Raw genomic sequence first — 22438 nt, 5'->3', positions numbered from 1 at the left:
CTAAGGATTCAGCCCGAGCAGCGCCTCGTGTACGAAGCGTCCGTCCTTCTGGACCAGTTGGTCGTCGAACCAGAGTTCGCCATCGCCGGTCAGGATCTTCACCATGTCCCAATGCACCGCCGACTTGTTCCCGTTGTCCGCCTCATCGTAGCATTGGCCCGGCGTGAAGTGGATGGAACCGAAGATCTTCTCATCGAAAAGGATGTTCCGCATCGGCACCGTGATGCGCGGATTCACCCCGACCGCGAATTCCCCGACGTAGCGGGCCCCCTCGTCGGTGTCGAGGATCCGGTTCAGCGCGTCGTCCATGCCGGGAGAGGTCGCCTTCACGATCTTCCCCTTCTGGAACTCGAGCCGGATGTTGTTGAATTCCTTCCCCTGGTACACCGTCGGGCAGTTGTAGGTGATGTAACCTTCGACCGACTCCCGCACCGGCGCGGTAAAGACCTCGCCATCGGGGATGTTGAGCCGTCCGTCGCACTTGATGCCGTTCAACCCCTTGATGCTGAAGGTGAGGTCGGTATCGCTCGACTTGATGCGCACCCGGTCTGCGGCATCCATCAGGACCTTCAGGGCGTCCTGTTTGCGCGATTCCTCTTCCCAATCCATGCAGCAGGCGTCGAAGAGGTACTGTTCGTACTCGTCGAGGCTCATGCGGGCTTCCTGGGCGGCGGCCTGGGTCGGGAACCGGGTGATCACCCAGCGGGTGTGCTTGACGCGCTGGTCGATGATGGGACGCACCAGCTTGGACCAGGCAATCATGGTGGCTTGGTTTGCCTGGGCCATGACCATCGAGTTGTCCGAAGCGGTGAGCCCGATGTAGACGTCGACCTGCTTCATGAACTCCAGCTTGTGCTCGGGAAAGTAGGTGAGCTGTTCGCCGGAGGCAATGTTATAGAAGTAGCGGTTGAGGTCCGGAACGTTGAACTCGTACTCGACGTACTTGGCGCCACGCTCCAGGCACAAGGCATAGATCTCTTTCACCAGGGGAAGCGTCTCTAACCCGGCGGAGCTGATCAGAACGACATCTCCAGGTTGCACCCGCGTCGAATAGTCGACCAGAACCTCAGCAAGTTTTCTAACTCGTGGATCCTTCATATCAGTAGCCTTTTCAGTGTCAGTGAACGGTGATCAGAACCAGTGACCACGGTTCAGGAGGACGGCTCGTTGTTTGAATGCTAACGGAAATGGTACTACTTGTTCAGGTGTGCCGACTACTAAAATCATCTGGGAGGGGAACGAAACAGAGCCCGTACTGATAGCTCAACACTGGCTCTGACTACTTATGACTCTTCACTGTTTACCGGTACTACCAAAGCCCCCTGCCCCGCGCCCGGTTTCGTTCAGTTCTTCCACTTCCACGAAGGAGCAGCGCTCTACCTTGGCAAATACCATTTGGGCGACCCGCTCCCCGTTCTCGATCCGGAAAGGTTCGTTGCCGTGGTTGATGACGATGACGCCAATCTCGCCGCGGTAGTCGGCGTCGATGGTCCCGGGGGAATTGACCAGGGCGATGCCGTGCCGCAAGGCAAGCCCGCTGCGCGGACGCACCTGTGCCTCGTATCCGGCCGGAATTTCAATGGCAATACCGGTGGGAACGAGGGCGCGCGCGCCGGGTTCGAGCAGATACGGCTCGTCCAGCGCGGCGTGAAGGTCGACTCCAGCCGCCTGATCCGTCATGTAGCGCGGGATGGAGGAAGCGGAGCGCAACCGCCGGATCTTGATCTCAAGCGGATTCATGTCAAAGGGTGATGTCTTCGGGCCGGAAGGCCGGGGTGCCGACCCTTCCCATCATTACCAGGGTGAGGGTGGCGGGGTCGAGAAGTTCATTGGCAAGCTGCTGGAGACTTTCCGCAGTGACGCGATCGAACCCCCCCATGATCTCGGTGAGGGGCTGCGGCTGGCCGAAGTAGATCTCGTTTTTAGCCAACCGCGACATGCGGTTGTCGCTCGACTCGAGCGACAGGAGGAGGTTTCCTTTGAGCTGTTCACGCGCCCCGTCGAGCTGGGCGGGCGGTACCGGCTCGTGCTTGAACCGGCCGAGCTCGCGGAGCATGATCTCGATGAGTTCGGCGCCGCTGTCCGGGCTGGCTCCGGCATAAACCACCAGGGAGCCGGCATCGGCGTGGGAGGCGATGTAGGAATAGACGGAGTAGGCGAGCCCGCTCTTCTCGCGCACTTCCTGGAACAGCCGGGAACTCATGCTCCCCCCCAGGATGGCGTTCATGATGAAGGCGTCGTAGCGCCGCGGATGGCTCTGCGGCAGCCCCTTCACCCCGAGACAGACGTGGATTTGCTCCAGGTCGCGCTCGATGATCTCGATGCGGCGCCGGTACTCGGGAAGCTCGGTCTCCTGCCGTCCGGTCCCCCCGGGAATCCCGGAAAGGATCGGTCCCACCAGGCTCAAAAGCTCGTCGTGGGAGAGGTTGCCGGCTGCGGAAACGATGATGTCGGCCCCGCGGTACATCTCCTCCTTGTAGGAGACGATGGAGTCGCGGGAGAGCCCGCCGACACTCTGCGCGTCGCCGAGAATCGACATCCCGAGCGGGTGCCCGTCCCAGAAGTGCTGGTGGAACAGATCGTGGATCAGGTCGTCCGGGGTGTCCTCCATCATGCTGATTTCCTGGAGGACGACGCGGCGTTCCTTCTCGATCTCGTCGGGATCGAAGGTGGAGTGCAGGAAGATGTCGGTCAGCAGATCGACGGCGCGCGGCAGGAACTTGTCGAGGACCTTGGCGTAGTAGCAGACGTACTCGCGGCTGGTGAAGGCGTTGAGCACCCCGCCGACCGAGTCGATCTCGCGGGCGATGTCAAGGGCGGTGCGCCGCTCGGTCCCCTTGAACAAAAGGTGCTCGATGAAGTGGGCGACGCCGTTCGACTCCCGCCGTTCGTGGCGGGAGCCGTTGGCGACCCAGATTCCGATGGAGACGGAGCTGGCATACGGTATCCGCTCGGAAATGACGCGGATACCGTTATCGAGGATGGTCTTGTTGAGCATGCGGAGAACTATACCCTCATTTGTGAAAATTGCCAGCCGACCTTTCTAATTATTCGGTGAAGGTGGCCCCGAGGGCTTCCTTGCGGGAGAGCTTGATTTTCCCCTGCTTGTCGATGCCGATGCACTTCACCAGAACCTTGTCCCCTTCGCTGAGGACGTCGGATACGTTCTTCACGCGCTCCTTGTCCAGTTCGGAGACGTGGACCAGGCCGTCGGTGCCCGGGAAGATCTCGACGAAAGCGCCGAATTCCATGATCTTCTTGACGGTGCCCATGTAGAGTTTCCCTTCCTCGGCTTCGGCGGTGAGGTTGCGGATCATCTTGATGGCGAGGTCGCAGGCTTCCTTGTTGGTGGAAGCGATGTTGATACGGCCGGTATCGTCGATGTCGATGCTGACGCCGGTCGCCTCGGTGACGGAGCGGATGTTCTTGCCGCCGGAACCGATGACGTCGCGGATCTTCTCGGTCTTGACGAAGATGGTGGTGATGCGCGGCGCAAACGGGGAGAGGTCTTCCCGCGGCGCGCCGAGGGATTTGGCCATCTCGCCGAGGATGTGCAGACGCCCGTCTTTGGCCTGGTTGAGCGCGATCTGCATGATCTCGCGGGTCACCCCGCCGATCTTGATGTCCATCTGCAGCGCGGTAACACCGGCGGAGGTCCCGGCGACCTTGAAGTCCATGTCGCCCAGGTGGTCCTCATCGCCGAGGATGTCGGAGAGGATGGCGAAATCTTCGCCCTCCTTGATGAGCCCCATGGCGATACCGGCAACCGGTGCCTTGACCGGGATACCGGCGTCCATCAGCGACATGGAGCCGCCGCAGACGGTGGCCATGGAGGAGGAACCGTTGCTCTCGGTGATATCGGAGACGATGCGGATGGTGTAGGGGAAGTCATCGTGCTTGGGGAGCACCTTCTGCAGGGCGCGCTCGGCGAGCATGCCGTGGCCGATTTCGCGGCGCCCCGGGGCAAGGCGGAAGCTGGTCTCGCCGACGGAGTACGGCGGGAAGTTGTAGTGCAGCATGAAACGCTTGCGGGAGTCGCCGTAGAGCGAGTCGATGCGCTGCTCGTCGACCGAGGTGCCCAGCGTTGCGGCGACGATCGCCTGGGTCTCGCCGCGGGTAAACAGGGCGGAGCCGTGGGCGCGGGGGAGGATGCCGACTTCGGTCGAGATGGCGCGGATGGTCTTGGTGTCGCGGCCGTCGATGCGCTGGCCGTCCTTGATGATGTGTTCGCGGACCAGGTCGTACTCGAGGTCTTCCATGAAGCCGCGGATCTCTTTCTCGCTCTCCGGGAAGGCTTCGGCAAGCGCTGCGATGGTCTCGTCGGTGATGGCGTCGATCGCGTCGTGACGCTCCCCTTTGCTCTTGATGCGGACCGCCTCTTTCATGCGGTCGGCGGCGAGGGCGCGGACTTTCTCTTTGAGTTCGACGTTGACCACCGGCGGCGGTACGTCGCGCTTGACCGGGTTCACCAGGGCGACCAGTTTCTCCTGGGCCTCGAGAACCGGCTGGATCGCCTTGTGGCCGAAGAAGATCGCTTCGAGGAGGTCGGATTCGGAGACCTCGTCGGCACACCCTTCAACCATGATGATGGCGTCCTTGCTGGCGGCGACGACGATCTCGAGGTCGCTCTTCTCGACTTCTTCGATGGACGGGTTAGCGATGAAGGTGCCGTCCACGCGGGCGACTTTCACGCCGGCGATCGGGCCGGCAAACGGGACGTCGGAGACCATGAGGGCCGACGAAGCGCCGATCATGGCGAGGATGCCCGGGTCGTTTTCCTTGTCCGCGGACATGACGGTCGCCATGACCTGGGTGTCGTTCATGAAGTTTTCCGGGAACAGCGGGCGGATCGGGCGGTCGATGAGACGCGAGGTAAGGGTCTCGTTGTCGGAGGGACGCCCTTCACGCTTGAAGAAGCTCCCCGGGATGCGGCCGCCGGCGTATGCCTTCTCCTGATAGTTGACGGTCAGCGGGAAGAACCCCTGCCCTTCCTTGGCGGTCTTCATGGCAACGGCGGTGACGAGCACCACGGTGTCCCCGCTGGAGATCATGACTGCGCCGCTCGCCTGCTTGGCGATCTTGCCGGTCGCGATGGTGATGGTCTTGCCGGCTACTTCTACTTGTACTTTGTGTTCCATTATTTTGGGCCTCCTGGTCCAGCTACGGTTGGTGTTGGGGCCGCCGAGAAAAGAGCTATGCCGCGAATGCAGCAGAGCTTTTTTATCCACGTCCCCAACAAAAGAAAAGGGCACTAGGCCCTGTTAAGAAAGTGGAAAGGCAATATACCCTGTTAAGGTATACTGCCTTTTCTTACCTTCTGATTCCGAGTTTAGCGATGATGGACTTGTATCTCTCAACATCCTTTTTCTTCAGGTAGTCGAGAAGCCCTCTTCTCTGACCGACGATCTTCAAAAGGCCGCGACGGCTGTGGTGATCCTTCTTGTGCGTTTTGAAGTGCTCGGTCAGGTACGTAATCCGCTCGGAAAGAATTGCGATCTGCACTTCCGGAGATCCCGTATCGGAATCGTGCAGTTTGTGAGCGGAAATGATTTCCTGTTTTTTATCGGTTGCCAGCATGGTACACCTCCTTCCCCATCCAATGTCTATCCCTGTCCGCGTTATGACTTCACGGCAAAGTTTTCCGAAACATCACGCAGTATTATCACAAAACAGTTTGCGTGTAAAGAACAATGCTAATTGAACACCCGCGCCAGCCGCATCCCTTTCTCCGGATCGAGGTAGGCAACGGCGGCCAGCCGTTCACCGAGGGAAAGGCGCACTTTCTCCCCGGCTCCAAGGCTGCCGTCATCCAGGTCGGTCACCGCGGGGGGAACCCCGTTGGCGACCTTCACCGCGCCGGCCTCGGACAGGTGGAACTCGCGCAGGTGGCAAAGGGCCTCCTGCAGCGGCACCAGCAGCGAGGCGGGATCGGCCGCAGCCTCCAGCTCCTCCAGGGTGATCGCCTGGGCTTCGGTGAAAGGCCCGCTGGCGGTGCGCCGCAACTCAAGCAGATGCGCCCCGCAGCCGAGCCGGTCGCCGAGGTCGCTGGCGAGCGTCCTTACGTAGGTCCCCCGCGAGCAGCGGACCGTGAAGCAGGCCTCCGGAAGCCGGATCCAATCGAAGCTCAGCCGGTGGATCTCCACCGCGCGCGCCTCGCGCTCGACCTCGACCCCCTTGCGCGCCAAGGTGTAGAGCGGCACCCCACCCTTTTTTATCGCGGAGAACATGGGAGGGAGCTGGGAGAGCCGGCCGAAAAATTCCCGGGCCGCCTCGAGGAGCCCCTCCTCGGTGATCGCGCCGGTATCGGCCTCGGCGATGACCTTGCCGGTCAAATCCTGGGTGTCGGTGCTCACCCCGAGCCTGAGGACGGCCCGGTACTCCTTCTCCGATTCGTCCAGAAACTGGATCGCCTTGGTGGCCTCCCCCACTGCTACCGGGAGGACCCCGGTGGCGAAGGGGTCGAGCGTCCCGGTGTGTCCCGCCTTTTTCTGGCCCAGGATCCGCCGCACCCGAGCCACTACGGCATGCGAGGAGAGCCCCGGGCCCTTGTCGATTACCAGAAAACCGTCCATGTACTAGCGGGTCTGCCGCAACTTGGCAAAGACCAGGTCCTTGACCTCGTCGAGGGTCCCGTTCACCTTGCAGCCGGCGGCGTTGTGGTGCCCCCCGCCGCCGAAGTGCGCCGAGATGGCGCCGACGTCGACCTTACCCTTGGAACGGAAGCCGACCTTGAATTCCCGCGGAGCGAGTTCCCGGAAGAAGATCGCCACCTCGACCCCCCGAATGGAGCGGGGGTAGTTGACGAACCCGTCGGTGAGCTCGGCGGTCCCCCCGGTCTTCTCGTACATGTCGAGGGTGACCGACAGCGAGCCGTACTCCCCGCAGGGGGAGACGGTCAGATCGGCCAGGGCCAGGGCGAGCAGGTCGAGCCGCGCCTTGGGCTGGCTTTCGAAGAGCTTCTCGGTCACGTCCCAGGTGTTGACCCCCTGGGTGACCAGTTCCCCGGTAATGGCAAAGGCCTCGGGATTGGCGTTGGAATAGCTGAACCGCCCGGTGTCGGTGACGATCGCGGTGTAGATGCAAAGCGAGGTCGCGTAGTCGGGGGTGGCGCCGGATTCCTTGATCAGCCGGTAGATGATGGCACCGGTGGCGCAGGCCTGCGGGTCGATCAGGTTCAGCGCGCCGAACTGGGGGCAGTCGGGGTGGTGATCGATGTTGACGAAGCTGCCGATCCGGGTGCTGGAGGTGATCTCCTTGCCGGTACGCTTGAACTCTCCGACGTCGAGGACGAAGCAGACCTCGTAGTCCCGGTCGGGGAGCGTCCCGAGCACCTGGTCCGCCATCGGCAGCCAGGCGTACGCGTCGGGAACCGGATCGCAGATGTAAACCGAGGCGTCCTTGCCCAAAGACTTCAGGTAGTGGGCCAGTGCCAGGGACGAGCCGACGGCGTCGCCGTCGGGCCCTTCGTGGGTGGTGACGAGAAAGGTCGTGTGGCGGTCGATGACCGTCCGGATCTCACTGAGTGTCGCCATCATCGGTGGTACCTATCTCCTTGAGGAGGCTGTCGATTCGGTGGCCGTAGTCTACCGAGGTGTCGTATTTGAAGATGATCTCGGGAGTGAAGCGGATCTGGAGCGCGGCGCCCACTTCCTTGCGGATGAAACCGCGTGCGCTGGAAAGCCCGGCGGCGCAATCCTTCTTCTCCTGCTCGCTCCCCACTACCGAGTAGTAAATGGTGGCCTGGCGGCTGTCCTGGGTCACCTTGACGCCGGTGATGGTGACGAAGCCGATACGGGGATCTTTGAGTCCCCTGATCATGAGTTCGGAGACGATCTTGTGAATCGCCTCCGCTACCTTGTCGCTGCGTTTGAACATGCTTTCTTTCCTGACTTCATCCCGCGTCGCACCGGAGGTTCCCGGTCGGCGCTGGGTAAAAAAAGGGCGCGGCCATCCCGTTCAGGAGCGGCCCCGCCCGTGATTGTTACAGTTTGCCGGCTACCTTCTCGAGTTCGAACGCCTCGATGATGTCGCCGACCTTGATGTCGTTGTAGTTCTCCAGCGACATCCCGCACTCGTAGCCGGTCGACACTTCCTTGACGTCGTCTTTGAAGCGGCGCAGGCTGCCGAGCTTACCTTCGTAGACCACCACGTTGTCGCGCAGCAGGCGGACCTGCGAGCCGCGCAGGATCTTGCCGTCGGTGATGTAGCAGCCGGCGACCATGCCGTGCTTGGGCACCGAGAAGGTCTCGCGGATCTCGGCGCGCCCCAGGTATTTCTCCTGGAAGGTCGGCTCGAGGAGCCCTTCCATCGCCTTTTTGATGTCGTCGACCGCATCGTAGATGATGTTGTAGAGGCGGACGTCGACCCCTTCCTTCTCGGCAAGCGCCGCCGCCTTGACCTCGGGACGGACGTTGAAGCCGAGGATGATAGCGTTGGAGGCGCTGGCCAGGTTGACGTCGGTCTCGGTGATGGCACCAACCGAGGCGTGCAGCACGTTGAGCCGGATGGCGTCGGTGGTGAGTTTTCTGAGCGACTCGGCCACCGCCTCGACCGAACCCTGCACGTCGCCTTTGACGATCGTGTTGAGGTCCTTGACCTCTCCCTTCTGGATCTTCTCGTAAAGCTGCTCCAGGGAGAGCTTGCTGCTCTTGGCGAGTTCGGCCTCGCGCAGCTTGATCTGGCGGTGGGTGGAGATCTCCTTGGCCTGCTTTTCATCGGCCATCGACACGAAGATGTCGCCGGCGTCGGGGACCCCGGTGAAACCGATGACCTCGACCGGCATGGCCGGGCCGGCGGTCAGGACCTTGTCGCCGCGGTCGTTCTGCATGGCGCGGACCCTGCCGAAATGTACCCCGGCTACGAAGTAGTCGCCGACCTTGAGGGTACCTTCCTGAACCAGGACGGTGGCCACCGGGCCACGCCCCTTGTCGAGTTTCGCCTCGACGATGGTGCCACGGGCAGACTTGTTCGGGTTCGCCTTGAGCTCGAGGACGTCGGCCTGCAGAAGGACCATTTCCAAAAGCCCTTCCAGGTTGATCTTCTTCTTCGCCGACACCTCGACGAAGATGGTTTCGCCCCCCCACTCCTCGGAGACCAGCCCGAACTCCATGAGTTCCTGCTTCACCTTGCTGGGGTTGGCTTCCGGCTTGTCGATCTTGTTGATGGCGACGATGATCGGAACGCCGGCGGCCTTGGAGTGGTTCACCGCCTCGCGGGTCTGGGGCATGACGCCGTCGTCGGCTGCGACCACCAGGATGACGATGTCGGTGACCTTCGCGCCGCGGGCACGCATCGCGGTGAACGCCTCGTGGCCCGGGGTGTCGAGGAAGGTGATCTTGCGGCCGTCGAGTTCGACGTCGTACGCACCGATGTGCTGGGTGATCCCGCCGGCCTCGCCGGCGATGACGTTGGCCTCGCGGATGGCGTCGAGCAGCGAGGTCTTGCCGTGGTCGACGTGACCCATGATGGTGACGACCGGCGGACGCTTGACGAGATCCTCGGGCGCATCCGGTTCCGACTCCAGCATCTCGTCGACGTCGAGCGCCACGTTCTCGATTTCATAGCCGAAATCGGTGGCGAGGATGGTCGCGGTGTCGAAGTCGAGCGGATGGTTGATGGTCGCCATGACCCCCATCTTCATCAGGGCGCGGATCAGATCGGTCGCCTTGATCCCCATGCGCTTGGCGAGCTCGCCCACGGTGATCGATTCGGAGATCTTGATGATGCGCTTGATTGCCTTGGGCACCGTGATCTCGGTCTTCTTGCCGATCTGGACCTTCTCGACGCCCCGTTTCTTCCCTTTGGAGCGCGGTCCGGGCTCGAAGACCCGCTCGCGCTTGTCGAGCATGTCCGGCTTTTTGAAGGCTTCCTTCTTCTTGGCGGGAGGACCGCCCTTTTTGGCGTTTTTGCCGAAGTCGCTGGCACCGCCACCAGGGGCAGCGGGCTTGCGCGCCCCTTTGCGCCGGTCGTCGCCGGCCACAATGCCGGGCTCGACCGGAGCCAGCGGAGCCGGACGATCGGGACGGCCACCCCCCATGGGACGCTCACCGGGACGCCCCGTGCCGGGGCGTTCGGTACCGGGGCGCTCGACACCGCGCGGACCGCCGGGACGCTGTCCCTGGCGCGGCTCGGTACCGGGACGCTCGACCCGCCGCTCGGGGCGCTGCTGGGGCTGGGTGATGCCCGGGATCTCGACGCGGCCCAGGATGCGGGCGCGGGTCGGGGTTGCCTTTTCCGGTTCCGGTTGCGGCTCGGCAGCCTTGGGCGCCGCAGCGGCCTCGGCAGCGGGCGCCATCGGTGCCGCTGCGGCAGCAGGTGCGGCCGGAGCCGCCGCTTCGGGAGCAGGTGCCGGTGTTTCGGCCGCAGGTGTTGCGGCGGCCGGAGCAGGAGCGGACTCGGCAGCCGGCTTCGGTGCCTGGGTCGCGGCGGCGGCCTTCTTGGGCGCCTCCTCGACCTTCTTCGGCTCGGCAGCGGCAGCAGGGGCAGGCTTGGGCGGAGCGGCCTCGATGATCACGGCCCGGTGCACCTCGCGAGCGGGTGCTGCCGGAGCGGCCGGTTCGGGCTTCGCGGCAACCGGAGCCTCGACCGCGGCCTCGGCTTCCGGCGCGCGGGTCGGCTCGGCAGGGGCCGCCTCGGCGGGGGCCTCGGCCGCAGGGGCCGGCTCGGGCGTTTTCGCGGCGCGGCGGCGGATCAGAGTAGGTTTAACCCGGACCTCTTCCTGGGCGACCTCCTTGGCGGGGGCCTGCGCCGGGGCGGAGAGGGCCTTGACGTCGGCATCTTCTATGACGGCCATATGATTTTTGACCGACACGCCTCGTTCGGCGAGCCGTGCCATTACCTCCTTATTATCGATCCCCAACTGCTGCGCTAGTTCATATACGCGGGTTTTGCTCATCTACTGTCGCTCCTCCTCAAGGAAGTTCCTGTACCTGTCCATTTCTAAGGTCATCGGTCCGATGAAGCCGCTGTCCAGGACGGCCAGGACACTCCTTAGTTCCTTTCCGATCAGTCCGCCGAGCCGCTCCTTGTCAAAAAGGACCGCCACGGGGACGTGGTGGGCCTGGGCGGCCCCCTGGAACTTATCGGCACTATCCGGGGAGATGTCGGCGGCCATGATCAAAAGCCCCGTATTCCCCTTCTTCAACTGTTCCAGCACCCGGTCCGAGCCCGAGACCAGCTTCCCCCCCTTGTTGGCCAGGGAGATGTATCCCGCGATCCTTTCCTCGAACCGCTCCCGCACCCGGCTTACCAGCCGGACGGCGTCAATTTCCCCCGTCGCCCCGAGCGCCCGTGCCAGCTGGCGCTTTTTCACCGCCTGGGTCAGGCATCCCGCCTTGAGGCAGGTGTAGGCCCCCCTTCCGGGAAGCTTCTGCTGCAGGTCGGGGACCACCTCCCCATCCGGGGAGAGGACGTAGCGGAGCAGCTCTCCCTTTACCAGGTTCGTCCGGCAGGCGACGCAGCTGCGCAGGGGTACTGCCTTGGGCATCGATTACTCCTCTTCGCCCACCGCCTCCGGTGCGACTTCCGGCTCGGCCGGCGCTTCTTCGGGTTCCGTTTCGGTCCCGTCATATGAGGCGAACTGCTGCAGTTCTGCCTCGGCCATGCGGGTCTCGCTCTTGATATCGATCTTCCACCCGGTGAGCTTGGCAGCCAGGCGCACGTTCTGGCCCCGCTTGCCGATCGCCAGGGAGAGCTGGTCGTCGGCCACGATGACCTCCATGGCCATATCCTCGTCGTCGACGTAGACCTTGGAGACCACCGCCGGTGCCAGCGCATTGCAGGCGAAGCGGGCGACGTCCTCGGACCAGGGTATGATGTCGATCTTCTCGCCGCGCAGCTCGGAGACCACGTTCTGGACGCGGCTGCCGCGCATGCCGACGCAGGCGCCCACCGGGTCGACGTCGCCGTCGTGGGAGTAGACGGCGATCTTGGCCCGCCCGCCCGGCTCGCGCACCACGCTCTTGATCTCGACGATCCCTTCTGCGATCTCGGGAACCTCGGCCTCGAAGAGCTTGGCGAGCATCTGGGGATGGGTGCGGGAAAGCATGATCTGCGGCCCCTTGGTAGTCATCCGGATCTCGGTGATGAGCGCCTTCACGCGGTCACCCTGGCGGTAGACTTCGCGGGGAGCCTGCTCCTTGTGCGGCAAAAGCGCCTCGGCGCGCCCCAGGTCGACGATGAGGTCCCCTTTCTCGAAGCGGCGCACCACGCCGTTGACGATCTCGCCCTGGCGCTCCTGGAACTCGTTGAAGATGGTCTCGCGCTCGGCCTCGCGCACCCGCTGGATGATGACCTGCTTGGCGGTCTGGGCCGCGATCCGGGAGAAACCGCTCGCGTCCATCTTCATCCCGATGGAGTCGCCGATCTCGACGTCCGGGTCCTCTTCGCGCGCCTCATCCAGCTCGATCTCACGGTAGGAATCCTGAACTTCCTCGACGACGGTAACGAACTCGAACAGCTCCACTTCGCCGATCTCCGGGTTGTAATGGGCCTCGAGGTCCCGGGTGTTGCGGAACTTCTTATTGGCGGCGGTCAGGACGGCCTGTTCCAGCGCCTCCACCACCACATCCTTATCGATGCCCTTTTCCTTCACGATCTGGTCGATAGTGTGTTTGAGGTTAAAGCTCGTTTCCACGATTACGGTCTCCTTCGACTATGCTGAAATCTTTAAATATCAGTTCGGTATTAGAATTCGAACTCGAGGTTGGCCTTGGCCACCTTCTCCAGGGGAATGGAGGCGTTGGGTCCCTCGTTCAGATGAATTTTGACGGCGCCGGCCTCGACCCCGAGGAGTTTTCCGAGGAAGGTCTTGCGTTTATGACCCGCCTCATCCTCCAACAGTTCAAAGGTGCGCACCTTGACCAGCTTCCCGGCGTAGCGCTGGTAGTCCTCGATCTTCTTGAGCGGCCGACAGATGCCGGGGGAGGAAACCTCAAGGGTGTAGTGGCCGGAAATGAGGTCCTCGACGTCGAGCAGGTCCGAGAGTTCGCGGGAGACCGTCGAGCAGTCGTCCAGGGAAACCCCGCCCTCCTTGTCGATGAAGAGGCGCAGCACCATGTCGCGCCCCTCCCGCTTGTATTCCAGATCGACCAGCTCCATCCCGAGCGGCAGGAGGATTTGGCCGGCGATTTCGGTCACCCGCTCCGCTACGTCAACCTTTGGCATCTTGGCATTTCCCATAAAAAAAAGCGAGCCTGAGGAGCTCACTTTTGAGTGAACATTAACGTGTGTCGGTTTTTTACCACGGGAACACTCATTATGCAAGCGATTTTTTTAAAAAGCAAGGGGGTTTCCCGCGCTTTGACAGCGGGTTTAGCAGTTGTTTTTTTCACCCTATGGTGAGCAACGATTCATCCTCGTCAGAACTGCACCGCAATACCTGAAGATTTCTTACTCTTTACCCCCACCGCCGTCTCAATTTAGATGCACTCATCGAAGGATTCTGCTAAACTCCCGAGATCATCTTTGAGTATAGGAGGATCACAGTGCGCTCTCTCCTGGCTGCCCTGCTCACCGGTATACTATTAGTTTCCTCCCAGGCCATGGCTAAGACTCTGGTGCTCGAGGGATCACTGGCAAGCCGCATCTCTCTTGAGCAAAGGATGTCCTTTTCGGTACAGCAGGAGGTCGCGCAGCTGACCTTTACCTTCGCGCTCCCCGCCAATTTCTCCAATCGCGGCGTCGACCAGCAGGTCGACAACTTCCATCTCTCGGTCTCGCCGCGCCCGGCTTCTGTCAAAGACAAGACCGACGAGTTCGGCAACCGCTTCAAGGTGGTCACCTGGCAGGGACTCACCCAGGACGCCTCGGTGGCGCTCACCTTCGAGCCGCGCCTGAAGGCCCAGCTTTCCGCGATGGAAAGCAGCGCCCCCTTCCCCCTTTCCGGGGTTCCGGCCGGGGAGCAGATCTTCCTGAAGCCGACGCCCCTGGTCCAGGCCGACGACCCGGAAATGGCGGCCACGGCTCGATCCCTCACCGCACGCGCCACCAACGAATTCGAGGCGGTGAACGCGGTGCTGAACTACGTCGCGGACAAGGTGAAGTACACCTACAACCCCAAAAGCTACGACGCCCTCTACACTCTGAAGACCGGCAGCGGCAACTGCCAAAACTACGCCCACCTTTCCATGGCGCTCTTGCGCAGCGTCGGGATCCCGGCCCGTATCGTCGGGGGCATCAGTCTGAAAGAGCCGTGGAAGGTCCCCCTGGACAAGGGGAGTTCCCTGGTCCAGAGCATGGGCCAGGGGGGACACGCCTGGATGGAAATCTACTTCCCCGACCTGGGGTGGCTCTCCTACGACCCGCAGCAGTCCAAGCAGTTCACCTCGACCCGCCATGTCAAACAGACCCACGGGCTCGACTCCCATGACATCAACGACAGTTGGTCGGCGTCGCCCTATCTCCCCCAATATTCCGAGTCGGTGGACGCGAAGTTCCTCGACGACCAGATCGCGCTCAAACCGATGGGCTCGACCTCGCTCCCCCGCCCCTACCTGATGAGCAACGCCGTCAAGGCTGAGGCTCCCCAGGGGGCCGTTACGCCGCGCCCGGCCGAACCGCTGCCGCTCCCCTTGCCGGAAAAGCCGACCCCGCCCCCCCCGCCACCCGCCGCGGGCCAGACCGTGGAGTTCGGCAACATGGAGTTTCCCAACATGGTGGAAAACTTCCGGGTGGAAGGAAACCAGGGGGTAAGGGTCCTGGACAAGGAGACCTCGGCCTATGCCACCTCGGTGAACGTCTACGCCCAGGCGTTCCAGGTGGATCATCCGCTCGCCCTGTCCAGCATCGCCCTTGCCATGCACAAGTTCGGCGGCGACGGCTCAGTCTTCATCGACATCGTCACCGACGACCACGGCAAGCCGAGCCTGCCGACCGTAGGCGCCGGGTTCCGCTCCCGGCCGGTGCAGCTGGACGACATTTCCCGGCGCCCCGGCTACTACTGGGTCGAGTTTCCCTTCGAGCGGGGCGAAGTCTCCCTCAAGAAGGGGAAATACTGGGTCATCCTGCGCAAATCCGGCGAGGCGATCATGAACTGGTTCTATCTCCCCGGCAAGCCGTACAGTACCGGGGAGGACACCCGCTCCACCGCCAAGGGTTACCGCTGGGAGGACGTCCTCAACTGGGACTTCGTCTTCAAGGTGAAGGGGCAGATAATCGACAAGAAAAAGAAAAAGGGGGGTGACGTATGAGGTTGCGCGTCCTGGGGTGCTCCGGCGCCGAATTTCCGGGATTCCTGAGCTCGGCGTTTCTGCTCGACGATGCCATCCTGCTCGATGCGGGAACCATCGGGGCGGTCCTCACCGAGGAGGAGCAGTGGCGCATCCGGGACATCTTCGTGACCCATGCCCATCTGGACCACATCAAGGGGATACCGCTTCTGGCCGACAACGTGATCATCCGCAACCTGCAGCACCAGGTGACCGTCCACGCGATCCCCGAGGTCATCAAGGCGCTGCGCGAGCATCTGATGAACAACGTCATCTGGCCCGATTTCAGCACGATCCCCACCGCCGAGGCTCCGGTGATCCGCTACCAGGAGATCCACCCGGGCCAGGAGTTTGATTTTGGCGCCTACCGGTTCCGGGCGACCCCGGTGAACCACTCCGTTCCGGCCGTCGCCTACACCGTCGAGAAAGACGGCGCCCGGCTGACCTATACCGGCGACACCGGTCCGACCTACGAGCTTTGGACCATGGCCGGAGCGCTGGACGCCCTGATCGTGGAGGTCTCCTTTCCCAACGCGCTCGAGGAACTGGCCCTGCTGACCGGCCATCTCACCTGCAAGCTCTTGGAGATCGAACTCAAGAAGATGAAGAAGCTCCCCCGGCGGATCCTGGTCACCCACCCAAAACCGCAGTACCACGAAACGATCCGCGAGGAGGTCGCCCTCCTCCCGTTCGAGGGTTTGGAGTTGCTCAAGGAGGGCAACGTCTACGACTTCTAGAAATTCCAACCTGCTGAGCATCGTCGGCGACTTCACGCTGCACAAGCTGGTGACCCTCACCGAGCTGGTCACCCTTATCGCGCTCGCGTTCAAAAACGTCCTCCCCGGACGCCGGCCCGTTTTCCGGGTCCTTTTGAAGCAGATCTACTTCACCGGGCTGGAGACCCTGAAGGTCATCATGGTAATCTCGATCCTCCTCGGCACGGTGATCATCACCGAGGTGATCAGCCTGGTCGGGGTGGGGAACGAGGGGCTGACCGGCAAGGTCCTGGTCTGGGTTGTGGTCCGGGAACTGGGTCCGCTTCTGACCGCGATCATCGTCATCGCCCGCAGCGGCGCGGCAATCGCCACCGAACTCGGTTACATGAAGATCAACGGCGAGATCGACAGCATCGCCTCGCTGGGGATCTCGCCGGACCAGTATCTCATCATGCCCCGGATTTTCGGGGTGACTGCGGCGGTGGTGGTGCTGACCGTCTACTTCGAGATCCTCGCGGTCGCCGGTGGCTTCCTGGTGGCATCGCTTGGGTGGCACGTGCAGTACGAAACCTTTTCGCAGGGACTTTTCTCGGTGATGACGCTGACCGAACTGGGGCTGAGCCTTTTGAAGAGCATCGCCTTCGGGCTTTTCCTGTCCGCCGCCTGCTGCCGGCAGGGGCTCTACGTCGGCAAAAGCGCCACCCAGATCCCCCAGGCCGCGACCAAAGGGGTCATGCAGAGCCTGTTCCTGGTCTTCATCCTCGATGGTCTGATCACGGTCCCGGTGCTCTTTTTATGACGTCGCTCGCCGCCGCGTCGGAGACCGCAGTCGAGCTCAAGGAGGTCCCGCTCCCGGGCCTGGCACCGGTGAGTTTTTCCCTGAAGCCCGGGGAGATGGGGCTTTTCCTGACCGCGAAGGAAGAGGCGAGCGCCCTGCTCGCCCGGCTGGTCCTCGGGCTGGAACGTCATTCCGGGGGAAGCATCGTTCTTTTGGACGCCGACACCGCCGCGTTGAGCTACCGCGACTGGCAGCAGCTCCGGCAGCGGATCGGTTTTTCCCAAGGGAGCGGCGGTCTGGTCTCGAACCTCAAGGCATGGGAGAACCTCACCCTCCCCTTGTATTACCATCGGCAAGCGTCCCACCAGGAGGTCGAATCACTCGGGTTGGCGCTTTTGGAGCGGATCGGGTACACCGCGCGCTACATGGAACTCCCCGGGCATCTCACCCTGTTCCAGAAAAAGCAGGTCGGCCTGGCCCGGGCCCTGATCATGGACCCGGAGCTTGTCGTGTACGAATCGCCCGAGCAGGGCATCAACCAGCAGGAGAAGGAGCTTTTTTACCGGCTGATCCAAGAATTCCACCGGGAGCGCCCGGGCCGGGCCTCCCTCATCGTTTCCTGCCAGCCCGACAGCGTCGCCGCATTTGCCGAGGCGCGCCTGCTGGCACCGAAGGGGCAGCACGCATGATTCGAGAAGAGGATCCCCGCTTCATCAACCTGGAAAAGACGGTCGGCGCCTTCGTGATCATCGCCATCCTCGGCCTGGTCGCCGTCGCCGTCTCGATCGGGATCGACAAGGACCTTTTCGCCAAGAAGTACACCCTCACTTTCACGGCGGAAAAGGGTACCGGCTTTGCCCGCGGGATGCCGGTCAAGCTCTCCGGCTTCCGCATCGGCCGGATCAAGAGCATCGCCCTCAACGAACAGGCCCAGGTCGACATCGGGATCGAAATCGACAGCAAATACCAGAAATGGATCAAGCGGGACTCGACCGTGAAGCTCGTCAAGGAGGGGCTGGTCGGGGACAACATCATCGAGGTCTCGGTCGGCTCCACCAAGCAGGCGATGCTCAAAAACGGCGACTACATCGCCTACCAGAAGACCAAGGGGCTCGAAGAGGTGGCAAACGACGTCGCCGACCAGCTGAAACCGGTCCTTTACGAGGTGAAGGAAATCATCAGCTACGTCAACAACCCCAACGGGGATATCAAGCAGTCCCTGGCCAACATCCGGCAGTTGACCGGCGGGCTCAACCAGACGCGGACCCAGGTCGACGCCCTTCTGCTCGACTCGCGCCACCAGTTGGGCAAAATCGGCGGCAACGCGCAAACCCTCCTGGCCGAGGCGAAAAACCGCGTCGACGAGGTGGGGCCGGTCCTGGAGAAGGTGGACAGCTCGCTCGCCACCGTCGACGGCACCCTGGCGGGAATCCAGCTGGCGCTCCCGCCGCTGGTGGAAAAGCTCGACGCGACCTTAGGGCACGTGGAGAAGACGACCAAGGTCCTGGAGACCCACAGCGCCCGGTTCCTCCCCCAGGTAGCTCCGCTTCTGGGCAGGACGAGCGACCTGGTCCAGGATACCGACGACGTCGCCAAGGCGCTGAAGCAGACCTGGCCGTTGAAAAGTCACGTCCCGGTTTCGGATAAGGCGCTCGTGCCGGGGGACAGCTATGAATAGGGCGCTCCTTTTCCTGGTGCCGCTGGTCCTTTTCGGGTGCGCCGCGTCGGAGAAGGTCCCGGTCTCCCGGGCCCGGCTGGAGGCCGACGCGCACAACCGCCGCGGCATCCGGGCCGCCGCAACGGGAGAGACCGAGCTGGCCCTGGGGGAATTCGCCGCGGCGCAGCGCTCCAGTGCGTCGGTGGAAGATTCGGAGGGCGCGGCACTGGCGCTGCTTAACGGGGCGCGGGTAGCCCGTTTCGCCAACCGGACCACCCATTCGCGGACCTTGCTGAGCCAGGCGCTCCCGCTGGTTTCGGAACGCTCCGAGCTCTACCCCGAACTCGCCTTCGAACAGGCCAAGCTCGCCTTGGTCGGCGGCGACTTTGCGCCGGCCCGCCAGTGGGCCCAGCGTTCGGTGGATGCAGAAAAGGGAGGGCGGCTCAAGGCACGCCTGAACCTGCTGGGGAGGATCGAAGCCGCCGCCGGCCGATATCCGGAGGCGGAAAGTACCGCACTCAAGGGACGTGCGGTGCAGGGGGAGCCTGAGGAAACGGCCAATACCGACCGTCTCCTCGCCGAGATTTACCTGGCCACCGCGCGTCTGCCCCAAGCCCGGCAGGCTTACCTAGCTGCGCTCTCCGCCGACACGGAAGCCGGCCGGAGCGCACGGATCGCCGCCGATCTCACCGGCCTGGCACAGGTCGCGGCCAAGGAAGGTGCCCTTCCGGAGGCGATCACCTATTACCGCCGCGCGGCCGCGGTGCATCTTGCCCGTGGCGAGCGAAATCTCGCCGCACAAAGAATGAAAGCAGCCGGCCGTCTCCTGGAAGCATCAGGCAAAAAGGATGAGGGCGTCCAGGCTTATCTGCTGGGGGAGTCGTACCTTAAAGAAGCGCCTGCCGGGAATGTCATGCAAAAGGGGGGAGATTAACATGAAGAGAACGTTCGCAGCCGCCATCGTGATGGCAATCCTTTGCCTCGTCGGCTCCAGCGCCTTTGCCGCCACCATCGCCAAGGTCACCAACTGCAGCGGTTCCATATTTTTCCGCGACCGCAACAACGTTCCCTATCAGAAGCTGGACAAGGGGAAATCCCTTGCCGAGGGGGGATGGGTAAAAACCGGGGCCAACGGCTGGATCGAACTTACCCTGATCGACAATTCCCGGTTCACCATCGCCAACAACTCGGAGCTGGAGCTCGCTTCGCTCCACGTCGACCGGAACAAAAAGGAGGGGGTCTTCAACCTGACCCAGGGGAAGCTCCGCTCCTCGGTCACCAAGCTCTCCGGCCAGCAGACCTCCTACCAGGTGCGCAGCAAAACCGCGGTTGCCGGTATCAAAGGGACCGAGTTCCTCATGCTCTCGGAGGGGCCGGCGAACGTCTTTTTCGGCAACGAAGGGACGGTGAAGGTAAGCGGGCAGCAGGAAGGGAGCGAACCGCTCCCCCCGGGTTCGATGACCCAGACGACGCGGGGCTACCGCCCGATCGAAAGCGTCCAGGTGGAACCGGGGACCCCGATCGCCGAGGCGAAATCCGCTTTCGAGGCGGCTACCGCGGCGGCACCGCCCGAGGACTGGCTGGCGTCGGACAACCTCCCCAACATCCTTGCCCGCTGGAACGTCAATTACGGCCACTACCTCGCCGATTCGGGCAAGTACGAGCAGGCACTGCAGGTCTTCCAGATCGCCCTCGACCTGAGCAAGCTCGCCGACATCCGCTGCGACGCCCGCCTGGAGCGCGGCGCCGTCCAGGGGCGTTTCCTCTCCAACCCGGAAGCGGCCCTGGCGGAGTACGAGCTGATCATCGAGGAGTATCCCTCCGCCCCGCAAGCCGAGACCGCGCTTTTCTACATCGGGCAGGTACTCTACGAGCTCTCGTTCAAGGAGCGGGCGACGGCACGCTTCAAGGAGTACCGCAGCAAATACCCGCAAGGGAAACACCGCGGCAACGTCGACACCCTGCTGAACCTTTTGGACAAGTAACCTGGGCTGAGTTTTTCTCCGGCCCCAAGGGCCCGGGGGCCCCGATCCCGAATTATTCATTCACTTTAGCGGCGTTACCTGCTATATAGGGGTGCTGCCGTAAAATTCACCACCGGAAGAGAACCTGCCTATGAAATACATCAGCACCCGGGGGAACATCGCCCCCATCAACTTCAAAGAAGCCGTGATGATGGGACTTGCCACCGACGGAGGGCTCCTCCTGCCGGAATCGATCCCCCAGGTCTCCCCGGAGACCCTTAAAGAGTGGCGCACCCTCTCCTACCCCGAGCTTGCTTTTGCCGTCATCTCGCTGTACGCCGACGACATTCCGGCTGCGGATCTGCGCGGGCTCATCGACCGCTCCTACGCGACCTTTTCCCATCCCGAAATCACCCCGCTGGTCGCGGTGAACGGGGTGCAGATCCTGGAACTCTTCCATGGGCCGACTCTCGCCTTCAAAGACGTCGCCCTCCAGCTCCTGGGGAACCTCTTCGAATACCTCCTCAAGGAGCGCGGCGAGAAGATGAACATCATCGGCGCCACCTCCGGCGACACGGGAAGTGCCGCCATCGCCGGGGTGCGCGGTAAAGAGAACATCAACATCTTCATCCTGCACCCGCACCTGAAGACCTCTCCGATCCAGGCCCTGCAGATGACCACGGTCCTCGACGCCAACGTCCACAACATCGCGGTCAAGGGGACGTTCGACGACTGCCAGCAGATCGTGAAGGAGCTCTTCAACGACCTCACCTTCAAGAAGGAGTACGCCCTCGGCGCGGTCAACTCGATCAACTGGGCCCGGGTCCTCGCGCAGGTGGTTTACTACTTCTACGCCTGGTGCCGCCTTCCGGAGGGTGCCGAGGTCACCTTTGCCGTACCTACCGGCAACTTCGGGGACATCTTCGCCGGCTACCTTGCCAAAAGGATGGGGCTTCCGGTGCGCAAGCTCCTTCTCGCCACCAACGAGAACAACATCCTCAGCCGTTTCGTCGAGGCCGGTGATTATTCCCTGGGCCAGGTGGTGCAGACCGTCTCCCCGTCCATGGATATCCAGCTCGCTTCCAATTTCGAACGTTATCTGTTCTACCTCTACGGCGAGGACCCGGCTCACGTACGGGCGGCGTTCGCCACCCTGGCGGAAACCGGAAGAATTCCGTTCACCCAGGAAGAGATGGAGCAGGTCCGGACGGAATTTCTCTCCTGCAGCGTCGGTGAAGAGCAGACGCTTGCCACTATTGCCTCTTTCCATAAGGAAACCGGCTACATCCTCGATCCGCACACCGCGGTCGGCGTCTGCGGCGCCTTGGAGAAGGTCAAGGATGGTTCCATTCCCGTCTGCCTCGCTACCGCGCATCCAGCGAAATTCGGAGATGCTGTACAGCAGGCGATCAGCACCCCCACTCCCCTTCCGCCGCAGCTGGCGGCCCTGGAAGGACTCCCTTCCCGCTGCGAGGTGATGGATGCCGACCGCTCTGCGGTGAAACGTTTCGTGGAGGAAAAGGCGGGCCAGCGGCACTGATGGGTAAAGAAGTACGCATCGACTGGAACGAGATCGACACCGTGCTCCTCGACATGGACGGCACCATCCTGGACCGCCATTTCGACGACCATTTCTGGTTGGAGCACGTCCCCAAAAGGTATGCGGAAAAAGCCGGTATCTCTCACGATGCAGCCAAGGAAAAGCTCTACCGGCTCTTCCACTCCCAGGAAAACACCCTGAACTGGACTGACCTGGATTACTGGTCGGCGCAGTTGGACCTCGACATCCCGCTTCTGAAGCGGGAGCTGCGCCACCTCATCGCGGTGCACCCCTCCGTAACCGATTTTCTCCTCTTCCTCGAGCGTCACGGTAAAGGTGCCTACCTGGTCACCAACGCCCATTTCAAGACGCTTGATCTCAAACTCGCCACCGTCCCCATCGCGCAGCACTTTGCCGGCATCTTCTCAGCCCATGAGATCGGCCTCCCCAAGGAAGACCCCGCCTTCTGGAAAAAACTCCAGGAGCGGATCCCGTACGCGCCCAGTGTTGTCCGGTTAGCTTTTTGCTTTAAAAAAGTTGTTCAGTACAGTCATTTTTTTCTTGACGTCTGCGTAGA

General features: G+C 62.5%; 21 protein-coding genes. 9 read left to right on the top strand and 12 right to left on the bottom strand.

The window, feature by feature from the left end; all coding sequences use genetic code 11:
• The 12 genes from JFN93_RS18760 to rimP all read right to left on the bottom strand — a co-directional run bounded on the left by JFN93_RS18760 (position 1) and on the right by rimP (position 13164).
• Positions 1–1098 carry an aminopeptidase gene (locus JFN93_RS18760; RefSeq protein ID WP_199385668.1) on the bottom strand — a complete coding sequence of 366 codons (1098 nt, stop codon included), beginning with the start codon at positions 1096–1098 and terminating at the stop codon, positions 1–3.
• A 195-nt stretch (positions 1099–1293) separates the two neighbouring features.
• The gene (gene dut / locus JFN93_RS18755; protein WP_199385667.1) at positions 1294–1740 is read right to left on the bottom strand and encodes a dUTP diphosphatase; all 447 of its coding nucleotides are present in this window, start codon (positions 1738–1740) and stop codon (positions 1294–1296) included.
• A gap of 1 nt (position 1741) precedes the next feature.
• The gene (locus JFN93_RS18750; protein ID WP_199385666.1) at positions 1742–2998 is read right to left on the bottom strand and encodes a M16 family metallopeptidase; all 1257 of its coding nucleotides are present in this window, start codon (positions 2996–2998) and stop codon (positions 1742–1744) included.
• A gap of 49 nt (positions 2999–3047) precedes the next feature.
• Positions 3048–5138, bottom strand: a complete 2091-nt coding sequence (gene pnp, locus JFN93_RS18745; protein WP_199385665.1) for a polyribonucleotide nucleotidyltransferase — start codon at positions 5136–5138, stop codon at positions 3048–3050.
• 172 nt (positions 5139–5310) lie between these two features.
• The gene (rpsO, locus tag JFN93_RS18740; RefSeq protein WP_199385664.1) at positions 5311–5577 is read right to left on the bottom strand and encodes a 30S ribosomal protein S15; all 267 of its coding nucleotides are present in this window, start codon (positions 5575–5577) and stop codon (positions 5311–5313) included.
• 116 nt (positions 5578–5693) lie between these two features.
• Positions 5694–6572 (bottom strand): tRNA pseudouridine(55) synthase TruB, encoded by an 879-nt coding sequence (truB, locus tag JFN93_RS18735; protein WP_199385663.1) that lies wholly within the window; start codon positions 6570–6572, stop codon positions 5694–5696.
• Positions 6573–6575: 3 nt separating this feature from the next.
• Positions 6576–7535 (bottom strand): DHH family phosphoesterase, encoded by a 960-nt coding sequence (locus JFN93_RS18730; protein WP_199385662.1) that lies wholly within the window; start codon positions 7533–7535, stop codon positions 6576–6578.
• Positions 7516–7875, bottom strand: a complete 360-nt coding sequence (locus JFN93_RS18725) for a ribosome-binding factor A (protein ID WP_199385661.1) — start codon at positions 7873–7875, stop codon at positions 7516–7518. The genes JFN93_RS18730 and JFN93_RS18725 overlap by 20 nt, the downstream gene beginning before the upstream one ends.
• Before the next feature lie 106 nt (positions 7876–7981).
• Positions 7982–10894 carry a translation initiation factor IF-2 gene (infB, locus tag JFN93_RS18720; protein ID WP_199385660.1) on the bottom strand — a complete coding sequence of 971 codons (2913 nt, stop codon included), beginning with the start codon at positions 10892–10894 and terminating at the stop codon, positions 7982–7984.
• Positions 10895–11485 (bottom strand): DUF448 domain-containing protein, encoded by a 591-nt coding sequence (locus tag JFN93_RS18715; RefSeq protein WP_199385659.1) that lies wholly within the window; start codon positions 11483–11485, stop codon positions 10895–10897.
• 3 nt (positions 11486–11488) lie between these two features.
• Positions 11489–12634: a transcription termination factor NusA gene (gene nusA, locus JFN93_RS18710; RefSeq protein WP_199385658.1), complete on the bottom strand. Its 1146-nt coding sequence runs from the start codon at positions 12632–12634 to the stop codon at positions 11489–11491.
• A 50-nt stretch (positions 12635–12684) separates the two neighbouring features.
• Positions 12685–13164, bottom strand: coding sequence for a ribosome maturation factor RimP (rimP, locus tag JFN93_RS18705; protein ID WP_199385657.1), 480 nt, complete (start codon positions 13162–13164; stop codon positions 12685–12687).
• Positions 13165–13601: 437 nt separating this feature from the next.
• On the opposite strand from rimP, the gene JFN93_RS18700 reads away from it, so the two are divergent.
• The 9 genes from JFN93_RS18700 to JFN93_RS18660 form a co-directional block, all read left to right on the top strand.
• Positions 13602–15188, top strand: coding sequence for a transglutaminase family protein (locus JFN93_RS18700; RefSeq protein ID WP_236021821.1), 1587 nt, complete (start codon positions 13602–13604; stop codon positions 15186–15188).
• Positions 15185–15943, top strand: a complete 759-nt coding sequence (locus tag JFN93_RS18695) for an MBL fold metallo-hydrolase (RefSeq protein ID WP_199385656.1) — start codon at positions 15185–15187, stop codon at positions 15941–15943. Before JFN93_RS18700 ends, JFN93_RS18695 begins: the two co-directional genes overlap by 4 nt.
• 49 nt (positions 15944–15992) lie before the next feature.
• Positions 15993–16721: an ABC transporter permease gene (locus JFN93_RS18690; protein WP_328754312.1), complete on the top strand. Its 729-nt coding sequence runs from the start codon at positions 15993–15995 to the stop codon at positions 16719–16721.
• Positions 16718–17389, top strand: coding sequence for an ATP-binding cassette domain-containing protein (locus JFN93_RS18685; RefSeq protein WP_199385655.1), 672 nt, complete (start codon positions 16718–16720; stop codon positions 17387–17389). Before JFN93_RS18690 ends, JFN93_RS18685 begins: the two co-directional genes overlap by 4 nt.
• On the top strand, positions 17386–18378 hold the full coding sequence (locus JFN93_RS18680; RefSeq protein ID WP_199385654.1) for an MlaD family protein: 993 nt from the start codon (positions 17386–17388) through the stop codon (positions 18376–18378). The genes JFN93_RS18685 and JFN93_RS18680 overlap by 4 nt, the downstream gene beginning before the upstream one ends.
• Entirely contained in the window at positions 18371–19291 is a 921-nt protein-coding gene (locus JFN93_RS18675) for a tetratricopeptide repeat protein (protein WP_199385653.1), read from the top strand. The genes JFN93_RS18680 and JFN93_RS18675 overlap by 8 nt, the downstream gene beginning before the upstream one ends.
• A gap of 1 nt (position 19292) precedes the next feature.
• Positions 19293–20342, top strand: a complete 1050-nt coding sequence (locus JFN93_RS18670; RefSeq protein WP_236021820.1) for a FecR domain-containing protein — start codon at positions 19293–19295, stop codon at positions 20340–20342.
• A gap of 130 nt (positions 20343–20472) precedes the next feature.
• On the top strand, positions 20473–21861 hold the full coding sequence (gene thrC, locus JFN93_RS18665) for a threonine synthase (RefSeq protein ID WP_199385652.1): 1389 nt from the start codon (positions 20473–20475) through the stop codon (positions 21859–21861).
• A partial coding sequence (locus JFN93_RS18660; protein WP_199385651.1) for an HAD family hydrolase occupies positions 21861–22438 on the top strand: 578 nt, incomplete at its 3' end. The genes thrC and JFN93_RS18660, both read left to right, overlap by 1 nt.

The sequence above is a fragment of the Geomesophilobacter sediminis genome (assembly GCF_016458275.1).
Lineage (GTDB): Bacteria > Desulfobacterota > Desulfuromonadia > Geobacterales > Geobacteraceae > Geomesophilobacter > Geomesophilobacter sediminis.
The sequence above is the reverse complement of the archived record's forward strand: the minus strand, read 5'-3'. Positions and strand labels throughout refer to the sequence as shown.